Below are 18479 nucleotides of genomic sequence, written 5' to 3'. Positions count from 1 at the left end.
CCATCGGCCGCCTGCCGTACGGCACCGGCCCGGCGCCGTGACACCATCACTCACGTGCTCGACATCGGCTACTCCCTCTCGCGTCGCTTCCCCGACCCTCCGCAGACCGACTACCGGCGCGCGGACGTCCACGCGCTGCGCCACGACCTGTTCTGCGGGGACGTGTACCTCGCCGACACCGAGGCGGACCGCGAGGTGTCCACAGCCTGGGGATGGGTGCCGGTGCTCGACTTCGCGTGGGCGCTGTGCGACATCGTCGAGCAGCTCGACCAGGACCCGCGCGGCAGCCGCGCCGCGCAGCCGCAGTACGCGGAGCTCGACTTCACCGAGTCCACGGACCGGATGCTCTTCGAGCGCCGCTTCGGGTGGGTGGACGTCGAGGCGGACTGGATGCCGGGGGACGAGCCGCCGGTCACGTTCAACCACGCGGAACTGCGGCGCGAGGCGCGGGACTTTCTGCACGACCTGATCGCGGACCTCACGGACATGCACGAGGGCCTGGCCGACAACCCGGCAATCTGGTCCCTCCAGTCCCGCTTCCCCCGAGTGCCGTAGGCCCGGCGCCCCCCGTTGTGGGCAGGCGTTCCGCAAGGGGCGGAACGGGTGGGCACAACGGACCCGCGCCCTGTCGGCGCCAGAGGCTTCCGCGCCCTGACCCGCACCCCGTGTGCACCGTCGCTGGTGGTGCGGGTTCAGGCGCGGAACGCGGAGGCGCCGCTAAGGGCGCCGTCCCGTGTGCCCACCCGTCCCGCCTCAGCGGGACGATTGCCCACACGGGGGTGGGCCGAGGCACGCCCTCCAGGGCGCGGGGCCACATGGGCGGGGGCCGGGGCGCCGCCCAGCCGGGCGCGGGCCCACACGGCAGGTGGGCACCGCCCAACGGGGGCGGGGGCACCGCCCCACCGGGTGCCGCCCCGCCCTCAGTCCTCCACCCGCACCCCCAACCGCGCCGCCAGCACCGGCGCCAGGTCCAGCAGCTGCCCCGTGGAGATCACCGCGCCCGACAGCGACTCCACACCCCCCGTGATCTCCAGCCGCTCGGCACCCCGCAGGTCCACGTCCGTGAGTCGCGCCCCCGTGAAGTCCACGCCCTTGAGCACGCAGTCCACGAACTCGACCCGCTGCAGGGTCGCGCCCCCGAAGTCCGGTTCGTTCAGGACGCAGCCCTCGAAGACGACGTCCTTCAGCCTCGCCCCCCGCAGGTTCAGGTAGTCGATCTTGCCGCCCTTGACGACGACCCTCTCCAGGACCGCCCCGTGCAGCTGCGTCCCGCCGAGCCGCGCCTCCAGGAGCACCACGTCCCGCAGCTGCGCCCCGGCGAGCTCCGTGCCCACCCCCCGTACCCCCGTGAGCACCGAGTCCAGGAACCGCGCCGCCGTGAGCCGTGCCCCGTCGAGCCCGCACTCGCGCAGCACGCAGTCCAGGAACCGGGCCCCCTCGCCCGACTGGCCCGTCAGGTCGAGCCCGGCCAGTTCGAGGCCGTCGTAGTCCCCGTCCGGTTCGAGCCCGCCCCCGTACGTCTCCAGCGGAGGCAGCCGCACCTCCGGCCGCCGCGCCCCCGCCACCTTCTTCTTCCGATTCCCGGTCGTCGCCATGCACCCCATCGTGACGTACGCCACTGACAACGCCTCCGATGTCACATCCGGCGGCCCGCTGCCCGTCCCCCGTACGAGACCTTCACGAAGGAGACGGACATGCGGAAGCTCACGATCATCGGCGGCGGTTTCGCCGGACTGACCGCCGCCATCACGGCCGCCGAGGCCGGCACCGAGGTGACCCTCCACGAGGCGCACCGGACGCTCGGCGGCCGGGCCCGCACGGCCGACGGCCCGTACCGCACGAACGAGGGCCCGCACGCCCTCTACAGCGGCGGCCCGCACTGGACCTGGCTGGAGCAGCGCGGCCTCATCGGCGCCCTCGCCTCGCTGCCGCCCGCCGAGGCCGTCCGGTTCCGCGTCCACCGCGACGGCGCCCTGCGCCGCACCCCGCCGCTGGGCCTGTTCCGTCAGGCCCGCCGTACCCCCGAACAGGCGCCCGTCGACGTCGACTTCCGCACCTGGGCCACGGGTCTGGCGGGCGAGCGCACCGCGCGCGTGGCCGCCGCGTACAGCGGGGTCGCGCTCTTCCACCACGACCCCGGCTCCCTCTCCGCCCGCTTCGTGCAGGAGCGACTGCACCGGTCCACCGCCCTGCCGCCCGAGGCGCACTACCCCCGGGGCGGCTGGGGGCAGCTGATCGACCGGATGGCCACGCGCGCGCGTGAGCTGGGCGTACGGATCGAGACCTCGTCCCGGATCGACACCCTGCCGGTGGGCGGCGGGCCGGTGATCGTCGCGACCGCGCTGCCCGCCGCCGCCCGGCTCCTCGGCGACCCGTCGCTGACCTGGGAGAGCGGCCGTACGGTCCTGTTCGACCTGGCGCTGCGCACGCGGAAGGGCGACCCGTTCGTGATCTCCGACCTGGACGTGCCCGGCTGGATCGAGCGGTACACGGCGCAGGACCCCTCGCTGGCCCCGGCCGGGCAGCAGCTGATCCAGGCGCAGCTGCCGATCGGCCCCGAGGCGTCGAAGGCGGACGGCGTCGCCCACGCCGAGCGGCTGCTCGACCTGGGCTTCCCCGGCTGGCGCGAGCGGGAGGTGTGGCGGCGGGAGTCCGTCTCCCAGGGCCGTACGGGCGCGGTGGACCGGCCGGGCACGACCTGGCGCGACCGGCCGGCCGTCGACCGGGGCGACGGGGTGTATCTGGTGGGCGATCAGGTGGCGGCGCCGGGCGTGCTGGCGGAGGTGTCGTTCACGAGCGCGGTGGAGGCGGTGTCGCTCGCCCTGCGCGCGACTCTCCGCAGCAAGGACCGGCTTGACCTCAAGCACGCTTGAGGTTGGAGGCTGGCCGCGTCACAGCGCTCGTCCGCCCGTCCGACGAACAGGGGAACCGTCATGCACGCCATCCGCCTCCACGCCTTCGGCCCCGCCGAGAACCTCACCTACGAGGAGACGCCCGACCCCGTGCCGGGCCCCGGCCAGGTCCGCGTCCGGGTCGCGGCGGCCGGTGTGCACCTCCTCGACACCGCCCTGCGCGAGGGCGCCACGGGCCCCTTCCCCGCGCCCACCGCGCTTCCGACGATCCCCGGCCGCGAGGTCGCCGGCACCGTCGACGCCCTCGGCGAGGGCACCGACCCGGTCTGGCTCGGCCGGCGGGTCGTCGCCCACCTCGGCATGAACCCCGGCGGCTACGCCGAACTCGCCGTCACCGACGCCGCCCGCCTCCATGCCCTGCCCGACCACCTCGGCGAGGCGGAGGCCGTCGCCATGATCGGCACCGGCCGCACCACCCTCGGCATCCTGGGCTTCACCGAGCTCGGCCCCGACTCGGTCGCGATCGTCCCGGCGGCCGCCGGCGGCATCGGCACCCTGCTCGTCCAGTACGCCAAGAACGCCGGCGCCACCGTGATCGGCCTGGCCGGCGGCCCCGCGAAGGTCGCCCTCGTCGAGGCGAACGGCGCGGACCTGGCCGTCGACTACAAGCGGCCCGACTGGCCGGAGAAGGTCCGCGCGTACCTGGGGAACCGCTCGGCGACCGTCGTCTTCGACTCGGTCGGCGGCGACACCGGGCGCGCCGCCGTCGACCTGCTCGGCAAGGGCGGACAGCACCTGGTCTTCGGCTGGTCCGGCGCCGGACTCCACGACGGCGAGCCGCTCGCCTTCACCGAGGAGGAGCTCACCGCTCGCGGGATCACCTCGGAGTCCGTCCTCGGCCCCGTCATGATCCAGAAGGCGGGCGGCGACATCCGTACGCTCGAACTCGCCGCCCTCGACGCGGCGGCCACCGGCACCCTCCGCCCGGCGCTCCACCGCTTCCCGCTCGCCGAGGCGGCGGAGGCCCACCGCGCCCTGGAGACCCGGGGCACGACGGGCAAGGTGGTCCTGGTCCCTTGAGGGGTCAGTGGTACTGGTCCCTTAAGGGGTCAGTGGTCCTGGTCCCCTAAGGGGTCAGACGCCGAGGACGTCCCAGGAGTGCGCCTTGAACTCCTTCGTGAAGTCGGGGTGGTCCTCCCACATCCGGGCGATGGAGCGCAGCACGTCCCAGTTGTGCTCCAGAGCCTGGTCGACGACCTGGCGCAGCTCCGGCGCCGTCTCCCGCTTCTCCACGAGCCCGTTCACCGCCGACGCGGCCTGCACGGTGTAGCGCAGGGCGCGCAGCGCCCGCGACGTGTCGTCCATGCCGAACCCGTGGTCGCTCCCGTTGGCGGGGTCGAAGAGCGGGGTCAGCCGCGCCTCGATGAAGCCGGTGATCCGCTGGAACCGCTGCTCAATGTCCATGCCCCTTTCCTACACCGTCGCCGCGCCCAGCTTCGCCAGGGCCCCGTCGGTCAGGCGGTACACGGTCCACTCGTCCTGCGGGCGGGCGCCCAGGGACTCGTAGAAGTCGATCGAGGGCCGGTTCCAGTTCAGGACCGACCACTCCAGGCGCTCGTAACCGCGCTCGACGCAGATGCGGGCCAGTTCGCGCAGCAGGGCCTTGCCGTGGCCGCCGCCCCGGGCCTCGGGGCGGACGTACAGGTCCTCGAGGTAGATGCCGTGGACTCCGCGCCAGGTCGAGAAGTTGAGGAACCAGAGCGCGAAGCCGACCGCCTCGCCCGTCTCCGTCTCGGCGATGTGCGCGAAGGCAGCGGGCCGCTCGCCGAACAGCGCCTCGTGGAGCATCTCGGGGGTCGCGCGGACCTCGTGGAGGGCCTTCTCGTACTCGGCGAGGTCGCGGATCAGGGCGTGGATGACGGGGACGTCGGCAGGCGTGGCAGTACGGATCATGGCCCCACCCTGCCCCGGATCAGACCCTCCTGGCCAGCAGGATCCGGGCGAGGGCGGCCTGCTCGGCGCCGAGCGCGGTCTCCCCGTCCGCGACGTCCCAGAGCCCGTTCTGAAGCACCCGCCCCAACGTCCACGCAGCCGCACGCCGCCGGTCCCCGACGACCTCGGCCAGCAGATCGAACCGCCACAGCACCTCGTCGGGATCGAGGTCCGGACCCAAGCGGTCCATCAGCGCCGGAAGCAGCTCGAACCCCGGGGCCCCCGCAAGCGGCTTCGGATCGATCGCCAGCCAGGGCTCCCGCTCGCCCGCCAGGACGTTCCCGAGGTGCAGGTCCCAGTGGAGCAGCCGGTCCCCCGGCTCGCCGGCCACGTCCCGTACGACCGCGGCGCAGTCCCGCAGCAGGGCCGCGTCGTCCGCGCCGAGCCGGTCCACCGCCGCGGGCACCCGGTCGAGCATCCGGGCCGCGATGTCACCGAGCGTCCGGAGCCCCTCCGGCGCGGGGACGGCGACGAGCCGGGCGAGCAGGCCCGCGACGATCCGGAGCGCCTCGCGGGTGTCCGCGACCGTGGACAACGGCCGGGCCTCGTCGAGCCGTTCGAGGAGCATCGTCCCGGTCGCGGCATCGTGATCGAGCAGCCGCACCACGCCGCCCCCGTCCCAGGCGCGCAGACCGAGAGGCTCCCCCTCCGTCTCGTCGTCGAGAAGCTGCAACTTCAGAGCGGCACGCGTACCGTCGGCGACCCGCTCGACGGGCAGCACCAGCGAGGCCACCCCGTGCATCGAGGACCCGGTGACCCGCAGCCCCCACCGCCCGAGAAACTCCTCGGCCCGCCCGGGCAGCCCGGCGACGAACGCCCGCCCGGCCTCGCCGTTGTACTTCGCCTGCGACTGGGCCAGTTCCTCCGGTACGTGAATCACCCGGCGAGCGTAGTGACCGGCGCCCGCCCCCGCCTCCGGGTTTCCCCTGTATCCACAGACCCCTGGCCAGGGGTCTTCAACTGCTGGTCTTCAAAGTCGAGTGAGTGAGCGTAACCATGCGTGAGTGAGTGTCGTCGGTCAGGTCATGAATCTCACGGAATGGGCGAAGACGCAGGGCGTGCATCCGCAGACCGCGTATCGCTGGTTCCGCGAGGGGACGCTGCCGGTACCAGCTCAGCGGGTTGGGCCGCGCACGATCCTGGTGAACATCGACGCCAACGCGGCACCGGAAGCCGTGGGTGGTCTGGGCCTGTACGCCCGTGTATCTGCCCACGACCAGAAGAACGACCTTGAGCGTCAGGTGGACCGACTGTCTGCGTGGGCGGCCAAGACCGGGAACAGGGTGGTGCGCATCGAAACCGAGATCGCATCCGGCATGAATGGTGCCCGTTCGAAAGCGCAGCGTCTGCTGGCCGACCCTGCGGTAACCACGGTCGTGGTCGAGCGCAAGGACCGGCTTGGCCGGATGAACGTCGAACTGGTCGAAGCCGCCCTGTCTGCCTCGGGCCGTCACCTGCTTGTTCTTGATGAGGGTGAAGTCGAAGACGACCTGCTGCAGGACATCATGGATGTACTGACATCGTTCTGCGCCCGTCTGCACGGACGCCGCTCCGCGAAGAACCGGGCGAAGAAGGCGCTGGAGGCAGCCCTGCATGGATGACCTCCGTCCGATCGGCGCTCCGTTCGTCGCGCCCGGACCATCCGGTGTGGCGATCCGCGACCGCCTGGAGGGCCTGATACCCGATGATGAGAAGGTGCTGCGCCTGGTGGGCGCTCTTCTCGGATCGCTCGCCTCCCGTGACCTCAGGGCGCGCTGCACCGACGGCCTGGAGCACTCCACCGAGACGTGGGCCTCCCGTAAACGGGAGTTGACGGCCGTGTCGTCGTCCCGCTGGGCTGGGGCGATCACGAAGGCGACGCACGATCAGTGGGCGCTAGCCCGGCGCGGGCAGGCCGCCCACATCCATGGCCTTGAGGCGGGTATCCGCACGATCGCGCACCGGTTGTCCCTCCCCATCGGCGAGAAAGGCAGGAAGCGGGCGCCTGGCGGATACGGCTCCACCCGCGAATGGTTTTACAAGACGCGCCGCCTCCACGTACTCGAAGACCGGCTCGCCGCTGTGCGGGCCGACCGTGAGGCAGGTGTCGTCCACGTGACACGGGGCGGTAAACATCTGGTCAACACCCGCCACAACCTCGACGCGGCGAAGCTGACCGAGGCCGAATGGCGTGAACGCTGGGAAGCAGAGCGCTGGTTCCTCCAGGCTGACGGCGAGTCCGGCAAGCGCTTCGGAAACGAGACGATCCGCGTCACTCCGGATGGCGAGGTGAGTATCAAGCTACCCGCGCACCTCGCCGAACACGCCAACAGCAAGCACGGCCGGTACGTGCTCGCCGCGAAGGTTCGCTTCCCGCACCGGGGGCAGGAGTGGGCCGACCGCGTCCAGGCCAACCGGGCGGTCGCCTACCGAATCCACCTGGACGTCACACGCGAGCGCTGGTATCTGACCGCTTCCTGGACCTTGCCCGTCACCAAGTCGATCCCGATCGAGACCGCACTTGCCGACGGCGTGATCGGCGTGGACACCAATGCGGATCACCTTGCCGCCTGGCGCTTGGACACACACGGCAACCCCGTCGGGCAGCCTCGAAGGTTCTCCTACGACCTCAGCGGGTCGGCCGACCACCGTGACGCGCAGGTACGCCACGCCCTGTCGCGGCTGCTGAACTGGGCCAAGACCTGCGGCGTCGCCGCTGTCGCGGTCGAAGACCTCGACTTCGCCACGGAGAAGACACGGGAGAAGCACGGCCGCAAGCGCCGGTTCAGGCAGCTCATCTCGGGGATGCCCACCAGCAGGCTCCGCGCCCGGCTGACTTCCATGGCCGACGCCACCAGCATCGCGATCATCGTCGTGGACCCGGCCTACACCTCGAAGTGGGGCGCCCAGCACTGGCAGAAACCCCTCACCTCGAAGAAGCGCAAGACCACCCGTCACGATGCGGCGAGCATCGCGATCGGGCGACGCGCCCAAGAGCATCCGATCCGGCGACGGACGGCACCGCCCCGCGACGACCAGAGCGATCGTCGCGGGCATCGGACCATCCAGGCCGGACCGCAGACTCCTGGGCGTGAGGAAACCCGCCCCCACATCCCCGGACCACGGACACGATCCGTACAGCCGGACGCGGCGCGTATGCGGGCGACCAGGACACCCAAAACCGTTCGGAGTGTCCGCAGTGATCAGGTATGGGTCCCATACTCACTCCCGCTCACTGATCAGGAACGGTAACCTCCGGCCACGCACCCGGAAGAGGGATAGAGATGAGCACGGTCAACGGCACCGTCAACGGCGGCATATCGTTCTGGTACGCGCAGGAGGGCGCCCCCGCGCCCCGCGAACCGCTCCCCGGCGACACCACCGCCGACGTCTGCATCGTCGGCGGCGGATACACCGGCCTGTGGACCGCCTACTACCTGAAGAAGGCCGTCCCCTTCCTCAACATCACCGTCCTCGAAGCCAAGTTCTGCGGGTACGGCGCCTCGGGCCGCAACGGCGGCTGGCTCTACAACGGCATCGCAGGCCGCGACCGCTACGCCAAGCTCCACGGCCACGAGGCCGCAGTCCGCCTCCAGCAGGCCATGAACGCCACGGTCACCGAGGTCGTCGACGTCTGCGAGCAGGAGAAGATCGACGCCGACGTCCACCGCGGCGGCGTCCTGGAGGTCGCCCTCTCCCCCGCCCAGCTCGCCCGCCTCAAGGCCTTCCACGCCGCCGAACTCGCCTTCGGCGAGACGGACCGGGAGCTGTACGGCGCCCGTGAGACGGCGGACCGCATCCGCGTCGCCGGAGCCGTCGGCTCCTCCTGGACCCCGCACGGCGCCCGCCTGCACCCGGTCAAGCTGGTCAAGGGCCTCGCGGCGGCCGTCGAGGCGCTCGGCGTCACCATCCACGAGTCGACGCCCGTCACGGAGATCAAGCCGAAGCACGCGATCACCCCGTACGGCACCGTCCGCGCCCCGTACGTGCTGCGCTGCACCGAGGGCTTCACGGCCTCCCTCGCCGGCCAGCGCCGCACCTGGCTCCCCATGAACTCCTCGATGATCGCCACCGAGCCCCTCACCGACGCCCAGTGGGAGTCCCTCGGCTGGGACGGCCGCGAGACCCTCGGCGACATGGCCCACGCCTACATGTACGCCCAGCGCACCGCCGACGGCCGCATCGCGCTGGGCGGCCGGGGCGTCCCGTACCGCTTCGGCTCGAAGACCGACAACGACGGCCGCACCCAGCCGCAGACGATCGAGGCCCTCCGCGAGATCCTGGTCCGCTTCTTCCCGCAGCTGGCGGGCGTACGGGTCGACCACGCCTGGTCCGGCGTCCTCGGCGTCCCCCGCGACTGGTGCGCCACCGTCACCCTCGACCGCTCCACCGGCCTCGGCTGGGCCGGCGGCTACGTCGGCTCCGGCGTCGCCACCGCCAACCTCGCTGCCCGCACCCTCCGCGACCTGATCCAACAGGACTCGGGCCAGTCGGGCCCCACGGACCTGACCGCCCTCCCCTGGGTGAACCACAAGGTCCGCAAGTGGGAACCGGAACCCCTCCGCTGGCTCGGCGTCCAGACGATGTACGCCGCCTTCCGAGGCGCCGACCGCCGCGAGGCCACCACCCACACCGCGAACACGGACCGCGTGGCCGTCCTGGCGAACCGCCTCAGCGGCCGCTGAGACGCCGACGGGGCCCGCCCCGGCGACAAGCGCCGGGACGGGCCCCGAGGAGCCGGACGAAAGGACCGGTCAGAACAGGTAGTTGTACGAGGTGCCCGGGGTGTCGCCCCAGCCCGTGCCGATCTTCACGCGGGTGGTGTACGGGGCCGTCGCGACGCCCGTGCCCTTGTACAGCCAGAACGCGCCGGCCGAGTCGCGGGCCACCAGGTCCGCCTTGCCGTCGTCGGTGAGGTCGCCCGGGCCGGTCAGCTGCGGGTAGCCGCCCCAGCCCGTGCCGATCTTGACGCGGGGCGCGAACGGCGCGGTCGCGTTGCCGGTGCCCTTGTACAGCCACAGCACACCGGCCGTGTCACGGGCGATCAGGTCCGCCTTGCGGTCGCCGGTGAAGTCGCCGGGGCCGGTGAGCTGGTTGTAGATGCCCCAGCCGGCGCCGATCTTCGTACGGGTGGCGAACGGCGCGGTCGTGCCGCCCGTGCCCTTGTACAGCCACAGCACGCCCGCCGTGTCACGGGCGATCAGGTCCGCCCGGGCGTCGCCGGTCACGTCGCCGACACCCGTCAGGTTGTTGTAGATGCCCCAGCCGGCGCCGACCTTGGTCCGCGCGGTGAGCGGCTGCCACTCGTCCCCGGTCGTCCGGTAGTACCAGAGGACACCGGCGGAGTCCCGGCCGACGACACCGCCGCCCTTGGCCTGGACCGTGATCGGCGAGAGCTTGGCGAGGGAGTTGTAGATGCCCCAGCCGTAGCCGACGTTCTCGGCCCAGTCCCGGAAGGGCGCCGTCGCCTTGCCGGTGCCGTGGTGCCACAGCAGGTTGCCGCTCTTGTCCCGGGCGAGCATCGCGTAGTGCGTGGGCACCGGGCGGGAGCTGACGATCGGGAAGGTCGCGGACTTCTCGGGGTTGCCGATGCCGAAGTCGTAGACCTCGTAGACGGCGTAGGCCTCGATGTTCCACGCGGCGGCGGTGGCGCCGGCGCTCAGGGTGTACGAGACGGTGACGTCGGTCGGCCCGGACTGGCCCGGGTCGATCTCGCAGTACACGCCGCCGTAGTCGAGGTCGGTGCTGTGGTCGCAGTCGGCGATCGGCGAGCTGGCGGTGACCCCGGTGATCGAGACCTGCGTCTCGCCCTCCTCCCAGTCCCGCATGCCCTCGGCCGGCATGAACGAGAGGTCGAGCGTGCCCTCGTCCACCACGTGCAGGGTGAGGGACTGGGTGACCGTGGAGCCCGCCGGCAGGGCCGGGGTGTTCAGGGTCAGCTTGTTCTGGGCGACGTGCTCCAGCGTCTTCGCCGTCACCGTACGGGCGGCGTGCTGGCCGTCCTCCGGCAGGCTGCCGACGATCTGCGCGTCCTTGACGCCCTTGGCGAGGTCCCCGCCCCGCGGGACGTAGACGGCCCCGTAGTGGAGCGTGGTGCCGTCGGCGGTCGACGCCGCGGCGTGGATGTTCAGCGAGGGGAACGGGTTGTCCTGGCTGATCGGGCAGGTGTAGACACCGACGACGCCCGCGCGGGCCGTGCAGGTGTCGGACGGCTCCAGGCTCAGCCCGCTGGGCAGACCCGCCTTCGTCCAGGCCGGGTCGGTCAGCGGGGCCTTGCTCAGGGCGTAGACCAGGGTGCCGTCGGGGATGCCCCCGAGGCTGGTCGGGGACAGCTCGGTCCAGCCCTCACCGGGCTGCAGCACCCGGTTCTCCAGCTCGAACTCGACCACTTCCTGACCGGCGGCGGAGGCCGCACCGGCCCCGGTCACCAGACCGGCCACCAGCAGGGCGGCCGTCCCCCCGAGCGCGACGATTCTTCGCACGAATGAAGTTCCTCTGTGCATTCCCGTACCGCCGCACGGCACGGGAGACCACGGGAGCGCACACGGGCGGCCGTCGACCCCCCGCGGCTACGCCAGGCAAAGACCCCTCCCCCCTGGGCGCCTGCGCAACGTACCCCACACCCCTGGTACGGGCGCATCCGGGTTTCCGGAGACGACGGAGGGCCCCGGACGCGTCATGCGTCCGGGGCCCTCCGACTTCCACAGAGCCGCCTGTCGGAATCGAACCGACGACCTCAAGATTACAAGTCAAGCGCTCTAGCCAACTGAGCTAAGGCGGCAGCGAGTGAAGTGTAACCAACCCGGCCCCGGCCACGGTCGGAAATCTCACGGGCCCGTGAGTGCTGACAGATCGGGCACCGCCGGGTAGCGTCACTTGCGGTTCACCCAGGTGGACTAGACCTCAATCCTTCCTTTACTCGGATCGTCCGGCACGTTCCTGCCGGTGAAGGGACACATCACCATGGCTTCCGTCACGTTCGACAAGGCCACCCGGGTCTACCCGGGTGCCACCAAGCCCTCCGTCGACCAGCTCGACATCGAGATCGCGGACGGCGAGTTCCTCGTCCTCGTCGGCCCCTCCGGCTGCGGCAAGTCGACCTCCCTGCGCATGCTCGCGGGTCTCGAGGACGTCAACGCCGGCTCCATCCGCATCGGCGACCGCGACGTCACGCACCTGCCGCCGAAAGACCGGGACATCGCGATGGTGTTCCAGAACTACGCGCTGTACCCGCACATGAGCGTCGCCGACAACATGGGCTTCGCCCTCAAGATCGCCGGCGTGAACAAGTCGGAGATCCGCGCCAAGGTCGAGGAGGCGGCGAAGATCCTCGACCTCACCGAGTACCTCGACCGCAAGCCGAAGGCGCTCTCCGGCGGTCAGCGCCAGCGCGTCGCCATGGGCCGCGCCATCGTCCGCGAGCCGCAGGTCTTCCTCATGGACGAGCCGCTGTCGAACCTCGACGCCAAGCTCCGCGTCTCGACCCGTACGCAGATCGCCGGCCTCCAGCGCCGTCTGGGCATCACCACGGTCTACGTCACCCACGACCAGACCGAGGCCCTCACCATGGGCGACCGGGTCGCCGTCCTGAAGGACGGTCTGCTCCAGCAGGTCGACTCGCCGCGCAACATGTACGACAAGCCCGCCAACCTCTTCGTCGCCGGCTTCATCGGCTCCCCGGCCATGAACCTGGTCGAGGTCCCGATCGTCGACGGCGGCGTGAAGTTCGGCACGAGCGTCGTCCCGGTGACCCGCGACGCCATCGCCGCCGCCTCCGCCGCCGGCGACACCACCGTCACCGTCGGCGTCCGCCCGGAGCACTTCGACGTGCAGAGCGCGACCTCGAAGGACGGCCTGGCCGTCACCGTCAACGTCGTCGAGGAGCTCGGCTCGGACGGCTTCGTGTACGGCTCCACCCGCGTCGGCGGCGAGGACAAGGACCTGGTGGTCCGCGTCGGCGGCCGTGACGTGCCCGCCAAGGGCTCCACGCTGCACGTCGTGCCGCGCGCCGACGAGCTGCACGTCTTCTCGACCTCCACGGGCGCCCGCCTCAGCGACTGAGACCCGCCCACGGGCGCGCGCCTCGACGACCGAGACCGCTCCCGAGCACTGCCGTACGGCCCCGCGTCTGTTGCAGACGCGGGGCCGTTCGTTTAAACGGGCGCGCCGCGGGCGTACAACGGGCTTACCCCGGAAAACCCCGGCATTCAGGGCCCCGCCCGAACCCCCGCGTCAACACGGGATTCGAAAAGACGCCTCGAACCATCCCTCGCGAGAGTGACTAAATGTCGCCATATCACTACCGGCCGCTACGCTCGCCTGCGTGACGCACACTGCCCGCCGAATCGGCCGCTCTCTCGCCCTCGTCCTGCCCGTCGTCCTGGTGCTCTCGGGAACGCTCGCGGTGTCCGCCGTTCCGTGGGCCGGCCAGGACTCCGGGACCCAGCTGACGGCGTCCTCCACGGACGTCTCCACCCGGGCCAAGTCCCGTGCCCCGCAGGATATTCTCCGCGACCAGCTCCTCGCAGAGCTTCAGGAGAAGGACCCCGGCACGGCCCTCACCCACCTCCAGCGCGAGGTGGAGAACCGGCCCTCCCTCGCCCAGCACTGCTTCTCCATCGCCCGCGCCCTCGGCCGCGCCGCCGTCGAGCACTACGGCCCCTCCCGCGCCCAGGCCTACTCCCGCCCGGTCTGCGACACCTCGTACGCGACCGGCGTGATGCGCGCGAGCTGAGCGTCGTCACGCACATCGGACATACGGGGCGCCTATCGTTCCCCGTATGCACACCTCTCCGACGCAGGCCGTGGTCCTGGCGGGCGGCCAGGGCACACGGCTCCGCCCGTACACCGACGACCGCCCCAAGCCGATGGTCGAGATCCCGGGCACCGGGACCCCGATCATCGGCCATCAGCTGTCCTGGCTGGCCGCCGAGGGCGTCACCGACGCCGTCGTCTCCTGCGGCCATCTCGCCGAGGTGCTCCAGGAGTGGCTGGCCTCCGCGAACCTGCCGCTGAAGGTGACGACGGTCGTCGAGACCGAGCCCCTCGGCCGCGGCGGCGGCCTCAAGTACGCCGCCTCGCACCTGCCGGCCCCGGACCAGCCCTGGTACGCCACGAACGGCGACATCTGGACCCGCTTCTCGCTGCGCGAGATGGCCGCCTTCCACACCGAGCGCGACGCCCTCGCGACGCTCGCCCTGGCCCGCCCCCGGATCCCGTGGGGCGCCGTCGAGACCGACACCTTCGGGAACGTCATCGACTTCATCGAGGCGCCGCCGTCGCCGTTCCTCATCAACGCCGGCGTGTACGTCTTCGCCGCGGCCTTCACGGAGCTCCTCCCCGACCTCGGCGACCACGAGCGCACCACCTTCCCCCGCCTCGCTCGCGAGCGGCGCCTGGCGGGCTTCCCGCTGCCCCACGGCGCGTACTGGAGGGCCATCGACACCGCCAAGGACCTGACGGAGGCCGCGAAGGAGCTGGCCGCCCAGAAGACCTGACGGGCGGGCCGACAGCACGAGAAGGGGCGGCACCGCATCCCGCGGTGCCGCCCCTTCCGTGTGCGTCCGTACGTCAGCCCAGCAGGCCGCCGATCGGGTTGTGCGCACCGCCCGACGTCGAGCCGCTCTCCGACGGGGTGCTGGTCGAGCCGGTCGAGCCGCCGCTCGACGTGCCGCCGCTGCTGCTCGGGCTGTCGCTGGTGGACGGCGGGGGCGCCGGCTTCGACTGCGTGGGCGTACGGCTGCTGGTGCCGGTGCTCGTGCCCTGGGTGGCGGTCGGGCGCTGCTCCTGGGTCCGGGTGGACTCGCGGGTCGTCTCGGTGGGCCGGGTGGCCTCCTCGGTCTTCTCGCTCCGGGCCGGGGCCTCGGTGGTCGCGGAGGGCTCGGGCGCCGTCGAGGCGGCCTTCGAGGGGGCGCTGCTCGTCGGCTCCTGCGGGAGCGGCTGGCCGGGGAGGTGGTTGATCGGGTCGTCGTTGGGGCCCGGGACGGTGACCATCTCGGTGGAGCGGACGGCGCCGCCGAGGACGGAGCCGACGAGGAGGGTGAGGCCGACGACGACGGCGGCGAGAAGGGTGCTGCGGCGGGTGACGCGGCGGCGGAGGTCCCAGAGTTCGGCGCGGGGGCCGAGGGTGCGCCAGGCCTCGCCGGCGAGGCGGCCGTCGAGGGAGTAGACGGGGGCGCCGGCGATGATCAGCGGGGACCAGGCGGCCAGGTAGATGATGTCGGCGGAGTCGTAGACCGGGACGGTCTTCCAGCTGACGGTCAGCAGGAGCGCGGCGGAGAGCAGGCCGCCGACGACCGCGGCGACGCGCTGCCAGAGTCCGAGGACGGTGAGGACGCCGACGACGACCTGGAGGAAGGCGACGGTGAGTCCGGCGCCGACGGGGTGCTGGAGGGCGAAGTCGCGCAGCGGTTCGGCGAGGGCCCAGGGGTGGAGGGAGTTGAGCCACTTCACCATGGAGCCGCGCTCGCCGCCGTCGAAGTAGACGGGGTCGCAGAGCTTGCCCATGCCCGCGTAGATGGAGATGAAGCCGAGGAAGACGCGGAGCGGGAGGAGGACCACGCCGAGGTTCATCCGGCGGCCGGGGTAGTAGGCGTGCCGGACGTTGTCCTGGCCGTGGCGCTGGGCGCCCCGGGCGTGCGGCGCGTCGTGCTCGTACGGCTCGGCGGGCTCGGGCCCGAGGTCGTACACCTCGTCGTAGGCGCCCTCGGCGCGGCGCATCGGCGGCAGCAGGGGCGTCTCGGCGGGCACCACGGGGGTGGGCATGGTGGTGTCGAGGCGCGGGATGGCCTGGGTGTCGCCGACGCCGTGCCCGCCGTGTCCGACGGGTTCGAGCGTGGAGACGGACGACTCGCGCACGGCCTGGAGGAGGCCGGTCGCGCCCGGCGCGGACTTTCCGGTCCACACGACGGGGCGACGGCGCGGGCCGCCCGCGCCCACTCCGGACAGGGCGGCCGTACGAGCCGCGAACTTCGGCTGCGGGGCCGGCGCGAGCCGCACACGGAAGCTGGCGTGGTTCACGATCACCTGGGCGGGATCGGAATCCACCTTGACCATGCTCAGCGCGGGCTGATCGTCGAACCCCGGCCGGGGCGTTCTGGTGTCCACACTCATCTAACCGAGTGATGTGCGGTTAGGACACTGCCTTGACGGTTGCCAAATGTCCGAGGCCCGTCAAGATCACGGCCGGGGTGGTTCCCTCGTTCGGGTCAGCCCATGCGGCGGCGGGCCGCCTCGTAGAGCACGACACCGGCGGCGACACCGGCGTTGAGCGACTCGGCGCCGCCCGGCATCGGGATGCGGACGCGGAAGTCGCAGGTCTCGCCGACGAGGCGGGACAGGCCCTTGCCCTCGGAGCCGACGACGATGACGACCGGGCCGGAGAGCGCCTCCAGCTCGTGCACCTCGTGGTCACCGTCGGCGGCGAGGCCGACGACCGTGATGCCGGCCTTCTGGTACTGCTCCAGGCAGCGGGTCAGGTTGGTGGCGCGGGCGACCGGGGTGCGGGCGGCGGTGCCGGCCGAGGTCTTCCAGGCACCGGCGGTCATGCCGGCGGCGCGACGCTCGGGGATGACCACGCCGTGGCCGCCGAAGGCGGCGACGGAGCGGACGACGGCGCCGAGGTTGCGCGGGTCGGTGATGCCGTCGAGGGCGACGATCAGCGGGTCCTCGTGGTCGTCGTACGCCGCCGCGGCGAGGTCCTCGGGGTGCGCGTACTCGTACGGCGGGACCTGGAGGACGAGGCCCTGGTGGTTCAGGCCGTTCGTCATCCGGTCGAGCTCGGGGCGCGGCGCCTCCATGATGTTGATGTTGCCGCGGCCGGTGGCGAGGTTCAGGGCCTCGCGCACGCGCTCGTCGTTGTCGATGAACTGCTGCACGTACAGCGTCGTGGCGGGCACGCCGTCGCGCAGGGCCTCGAAGACCGGGTTGCGGCCGACGACCATCTCGGACAGGCCCTTGCCGCCGCGGCGGGCGACGGGCTTGCGCTTGGCCGCGTTCCGGGCCATCGCGTTGGAGACGCGGAATGCCTTGTGGCCCTTGCGGTCCTCGGCCTTGGGCGTCGGGCCCTTGCCTTCCAGGCCCTTGCGCCGCTGGCCACCGCTGCCGACCGTCGCACCCTTCTTGTTGGACGTGCGACGGTTCCTGCGCTGGCTGTTCCCGGCCATGACTACTACCTGTTTCCTCTGCTGACGTACGAAGTCTGTAACTGAAGTGTGCCGCCCGGTGTCCCGAGCGGCACGTCTTCTAACGGTTGCCCAGCGTCCAGCGGGGGCCGTCGGGGCTGTCCTCGATGGCGAGGCCGGACTGGTTCAGGTGGTCGCGGATCGCGTCCGCGGTCGCCCAGTCCTTGCGCTCGCGCGCCGACTCGCGCTGCTGGAGCACGAGCCGTACGAGGGTGTCGACGACGCCGTGGAGCTCCTCGCCGCCACCGGTCTCCTCGGCCCAGTGCGGGTCGAGGGGGTCCAGGCCGAGGACGCCGAGCATGGCGCGGACCTCGGCGAGGCGGGCGATGGCCTCGTCCTTGTCGTCCGCGGCGAGGGCGCTGTTGCCCTGGCGGACGGTGGTGTGGATGATCGCCAGCGCGTGCGGGACGCCCAGGTCGTCGTCCATGGCCTCGGCGAAGGCCGGCGGCACCTCGGCGGCGGGGGCGACGGTCGTCCCGGCCTTCTCGGTGGCGCGCTGGACGAAGCCCTCGATGCGGGCGAACGCCGACTCGGCCTCGCGCAGGGACTCCTCGCTGTACTCGATCATCGAGCGGTAGTGCGGGGTGCCCAGGTAGTAGCGCAGGACGATGGGGCGCCAGTTCTTCACCATCTCGGACACCAGCACGCTGTTGCCGAGCGACTTCGACATCTTCTCGCCGCTCATGGTGACCCAGGCGTTGTGCACCCAGTACGAGGCGAACTCGTCGCCGAAGGCCTTGGCCTGGGCGATCTCGTTCTCGTGGTGCGGGAAGATCAGGTCGAGGCCGCCGCCGTGGATGTCGAAGGCGGAGCCCAGGTACTTGTGGGCCATGGCCGAGCACTCCAGGTGCCAGCCGGGACGGCCGCGGCCCCACGGAGTCTCCCAGTCGGGCTCACCCGGCTTGGTCGCCTTCCACATGGCGAAGTCGCGCGGGTCGCGCTTGCCGGTGATGCCGTCCTCGGCGGGCTGACGGAGGTCGTCGATGTCCTGGTTGGAGAGCTCCAGGTACCCCGGGAAGGAGCGCACGTCGAAGTAGACGCTGCCGTCCGCCTCGTAGGCGTGGCCGCGCTCGATCAGACCCCGCATCATCTCGATCATCTCGGGGACGTGACCGGTGGCGCGGGGCTCGTAGGTCGGCGGCAGGCAACCGAGGGCGTGGTAGCCGTCGTTGAACGCGCGCTCGTTCTCGTAGCCGATGGACCACCAGGGGCGGCCCTGCTCGGAGCCCTTCCTGATGATCTTGTCGTCGATGTCGGTGACGTTGCGGATGAACGTGACGTCGTAGCCGCGGTACGCGAACCAGCGGCGCATGATGTCGAAGTTCAGCCCCGACCGGATGTGGCCGATGTGCGGGGCCGCCTGCACGGTGGCACCACAGAGGTAGATCGAGACGCAGCCCGGCGTGAGCGGGGTGAAGTCACGGATCTGCCGGGCGCTGGTGTCGTACAGGCGAATAGTCACCACTCCAGGGTA

The 18479-nt window shown here is 71.7% G+C and carries 17 protein-coding genes and 1 tRNA gene; 9 read left to right on the top strand and 9 right to left on the bottom strand.

Annotated features, from left to right (window positions below):
* The first annotated feature begins 54 nt into the window (after window positions 1–54).
* Window positions 55–555: a hypothetical protein gene (locus tag AC07AW_RS36600; protein ID WP_478819772.1), complete on the top strand. Its 501-nt coding sequence runs from the start codon at window positions 55–57 to the stop codon at window positions 553–555.
* A 365-nt stretch (window positions 556–920) separates the two neighbouring features.
* Here the strand turns inward: AC07AW_RS36600 and AC07AW_RS36595 are convergent, their stop codons facing one another.
* Window positions 921–1595 carry a pentapeptide repeat-containing protein gene (locus tag AC07AW_RS36595; protein WP_478819771.1) on the bottom strand — a complete coding sequence of 225 codons (675 nt, stop codon included), beginning with the start codon at window positions 1593–1595 and terminating at the stop codon, window positions 921–923.
* 99 nt (window positions 1596–1694) lie between these two features.
* Between AC07AW_RS36595 and AC07AW_RS36590 the strand changes: the two genes are divergently transcribed.
* Both AC07AW_RS36590 and AC07AW_RS36585 read left to right on the top strand, forming a co-directional pair.
* Complete coding sequence (locus AC07AW_RS36590; protein ID WP_478819770.1) at window positions 1695–2873, top strand: phytoene desaturase family protein; 1179 nt, start codon at window positions 1695–1697, stop codon at window positions 2871–2873.
* 60 nt (window positions 2874–2933) lie between these two features.
* On the top strand, window positions 2934–3932 hold the full coding sequence (locus tag AC07AW_RS36585; protein WP_478819769.1) for a zinc-binding dehydrogenase: 999 nt from the start codon (window positions 2934–2936) through the stop codon (window positions 3930–3932).
* A gap of 54 nt (window positions 3933–3986) precedes the next feature.
* Here AC07AW_RS36585 and AC07AW_RS36580 read toward each other — a convergent pair whose 3' ends face one another.
* Genes AC07AW_RS36580 through AC07AW_RS36570 form a run of 3 tightly spaced genes read right to left on the bottom strand, consistent with a single transcriptional unit; the run spans window position 3987 to window position 5724 of the window.
* Window positions 3987–4316 carry a hypothetical protein gene (locus tag AC07AW_RS36580; RefSeq protein ID WP_030691147.1) on the bottom strand — a complete coding sequence of 110 codons (330 nt, stop codon included), beginning with the start codon at window positions 4314–4316 and terminating at the stop codon, window positions 3987–3989.
* A 9-nt stretch (window positions 4317–4325) separates the two neighbouring features.
* The gene (locus AC07AW_RS36575) at window positions 4326–4805 is read right to left on the bottom strand and encodes an N-acetyltransferase family protein (RefSeq protein WP_478819768.1); all 480 of its coding nucleotides are present in this window, start codon (window positions 4803–4805) and stop codon (window positions 4326–4328) included.
* A gap of 19 nt (window positions 4806–4824) precedes the next feature.
* Window positions 4825–5724: an aminoglycoside phosphotransferase family protein gene (locus tag AC07AW_RS36570; protein WP_478819767.1), complete on the bottom strand. Its 900-nt coding sequence runs from the start codon at window positions 5722–5724 to the stop codon at window positions 4825–4827.
* Window positions 5725–5869: 145 nt separating this feature from the next.
* Between AC07AW_RS36570 and AC07AW_RS36565 the strand changes: the two genes are divergently transcribed.
* The 3 genes from AC07AW_RS36565 to AC07AW_RS36555 are packed head-to-tail and all read left to right on the top strand — an operon-like array spanning window position 5870 to window position 9508.
* Window positions 5870–6445, top strand: coding sequence for an IS607 family transposase (locus AC07AW_RS36565; RefSeq protein WP_478819832.1), 576 nt, complete (start codon window positions 5870–5872; stop codon window positions 6443–6445).
* Window positions 6438–8075 (top strand): nuclease/transposase family protein, encoded by a 1638-nt coding sequence (locus AC07AW_RS36560; protein WP_478819766.1) that lies wholly within the window; start codon window positions 6438–6440, stop codon window positions 8073–8075. Before AC07AW_RS36565 ends, AC07AW_RS36560 begins: the two co-directional genes overlap by 8 nt.
* Window positions 8076–8107: 32 nt before the next feature.
* On the top strand, window positions 8108–9508 hold the full coding sequence (locus tag AC07AW_RS36555; protein WP_478819765.1) for an NAD(P)/FAD-dependent oxidoreductase: 1401 nt from the start codon (window positions 8108–8110) through the stop codon (window positions 9506–9508).
* Window positions 9509–9577: 69 nt separating this feature from the next.
* Here the strand turns inward: AC07AW_RS36555 and AC07AW_RS36550 are convergent, their stop codons facing one another.
* Entirely contained in the window at window positions 9578–11305 is a 1728-nt protein-coding gene (locus AC07AW_RS36550) for an FG-GAP repeat domain-containing protein (RefSeq protein ID WP_478819764.1), read from the bottom strand.
* A 225-nt stretch (window positions 11306–11530) separates the two neighbouring features.
* Window positions 11531–11604: transfer RNA gene (locus AC07AW_RS36545), tRNA-Thr, on the bottom strand.
* A gap of 182 nt (window positions 11605–11786) precedes the next feature.
* On the opposite strand from AC07AW_RS36545, the gene AC07AW_RS36540 reads away from it, so the two are divergent.
* The 3 genes from AC07AW_RS36540 to AC07AW_RS36530 all read left to right on the top strand — a co-directional run bounded on the left by AC07AW_RS36540 (window position 11787) and on the right by AC07AW_RS36530 (window position 14320).
* A complete protein-coding gene (locus AC07AW_RS36540; protein WP_478819763.1) occupies window positions 11787–12884 on the top strand; it encodes an ABC transporter ATP-binding protein in 1098 nt (365 codons plus the stop codon).
* A gap of 262 nt (window positions 12885–13146) precedes the next feature.
* The gene (locus AC07AW_RS36535; protein WP_392159212.1) at window positions 13147–13557 is read left to right on the top strand and encodes a hypothetical protein; all 411 of its coding nucleotides are present in this window, start codon (window positions 13147–13149) and stop codon (window positions 13555–13557) included.
* A gap of 46 nt (window positions 13558–13603) precedes the next feature.
* The gene (locus AC07AW_RS36530) at window positions 13604–14320 is read left to right on the top strand and encodes a nucleotidyltransferase family protein (RefSeq protein WP_478819762.1); all 717 of its coding nucleotides are present in this window, start codon (window positions 13604–13606) and stop codon (window positions 14318–14320) included.
* A 73-nt stretch (window positions 14321–14393) separates the two neighbouring features.
* Here the strand turns inward: AC07AW_RS36530 and AC07AW_RS36525 are convergent, their stop codons facing one another.
* The 3 genes from AC07AW_RS36525 to cysS form a co-directional block, all read right to left on the bottom strand.
* On the bottom strand, window positions 14394–15935 hold the full coding sequence (locus tag AC07AW_RS36525) for a DoxX family membrane protein (protein WP_478819761.1): 1542 nt from the start codon (window positions 15933–15935) through the stop codon (window positions 14394–14396).
* A 95-nt stretch (window positions 15936–16030) separates the two neighbouring features.
* Window positions 16031–16987, bottom strand: a complete 957-nt coding sequence (gene rlmB / locus AC07AW_RS36520) for a 23S rRNA (guanosine(2251)-2'-O)-methyltransferase RlmB (protein ID WP_478819760.1) — start codon at window positions 16985–16987, stop codon at window positions 16031–16033.
* Between the two features lie 79 nt (window positions 16988–17066).
* Window positions 17067–18467 carry a cysteine--tRNA ligase gene (gene cysS / locus AC07AW_RS36515; RefSeq protein WP_478819759.1) on the bottom strand — a complete coding sequence of 467 codons (1401 nt, stop codon included), beginning with the start codon at window positions 18465–18467 and terminating at the stop codon, window positions 17067–17069.
* Window positions 18468–18479: the final 12 nt, after the last annotated feature.

The organism is Streptomyces sp. NPDC044003, from assembly GCF_056435185.1.
Note: the sequence above shows the minus strand (reverse complement) of the source record. Positions and strands in the feature narration are given on the sequence as shown.

What these genes read in the sequence shown, in the direction of transcription:
- AC07AW_RS36580 (WP_030691147.1), bottom strand. Translation starts at nt 4,316, where the DNA reads ATGGACATTGAGCAGCGGTTCCAGCGGATCACCGGCTTCATCGAGGCG.
- rlmB (WP_478819760.1), bottom strand. Translation starts at nt 16,987, where the DNA reads ATGGCCGGGAACAGCCAGCGCAGGAACCGTCGCACGTCCAACAAGAAG.
- AC07AW_RS36595 (WP_478819771.1), bottom strand. Translation starts at nt 1,595, where the DNA reads ATGGCGACGACCGGGAATCGGAAGAAGAAGGTGGCGGGGGCGCGGCGG.
- AC07AW_RS36565 (WP_478819832.1), top strand. Translation starts at nt 5,870, where the DNA reads ATGAATCTCACGGAATGGGCGAAGACGCAGGGCGTGCATCCGCAGACC.
- AC07AW_RS36560 (WP_478819766.1), top strand. Translation starts at nt 6,438, where the DNA reads ATGGATGACCTCCGTCCGATCGGCGCTCCGTTCGTCGCGCCCGGACCA.
- AC07AW_RS36540 (WP_478819763.1), top strand. Translation starts at nt 11,787, where the DNA reads ATGGCTTCCGTCACGTTCGACAAGGCCACCCGGGTCTACCCGGGTGCC.
- AC07AW_RS36555 (WP_478819765.1), top strand. Translation starts at nt 8,108, where the DNA reads ATGAGCACGGTCAACGGCACCGTCAACGGCGGCATATCGTTCTGGTAC.
- AC07AW_RS36575 (WP_478819768.1), bottom strand. Translation starts at nt 4,805, where the DNA reads ATGATCCGTACTGCCACGCCTGCCGACGTCCCCGTCATCCACGCCCTG.
- AC07AW_RS36585 (WP_478819769.1), top strand. Translation starts at nt 2,934, where the DNA reads ATGCACGCCATCCGCCTCCACGCCTTCGGCCCCGCCGAGAACCTCACC.
- AC07AW_RS36525 (WP_478819761.1), bottom strand. Translation starts at nt 15,935, where the DNA reads ATGAGTGTGGACACCAGAACGCCCCGGCCGGGGTTCGACGATCAGCCC.
- AC07AW_RS36590 (WP_478819770.1), top strand. Translation starts at nt 1,695, where the DNA reads ATGCGGAAGCTCACGATCATCGGCGGCGGTTTCGCCGGACTGACCGCC.
- AC07AW_RS36530 (WP_478819762.1), top strand. Translation starts at nt 13,604, where the DNA reads ATGCACACCTCTCCGACGCAGGCCGTGGTCCTGGCGGGCGGCCAGGGC.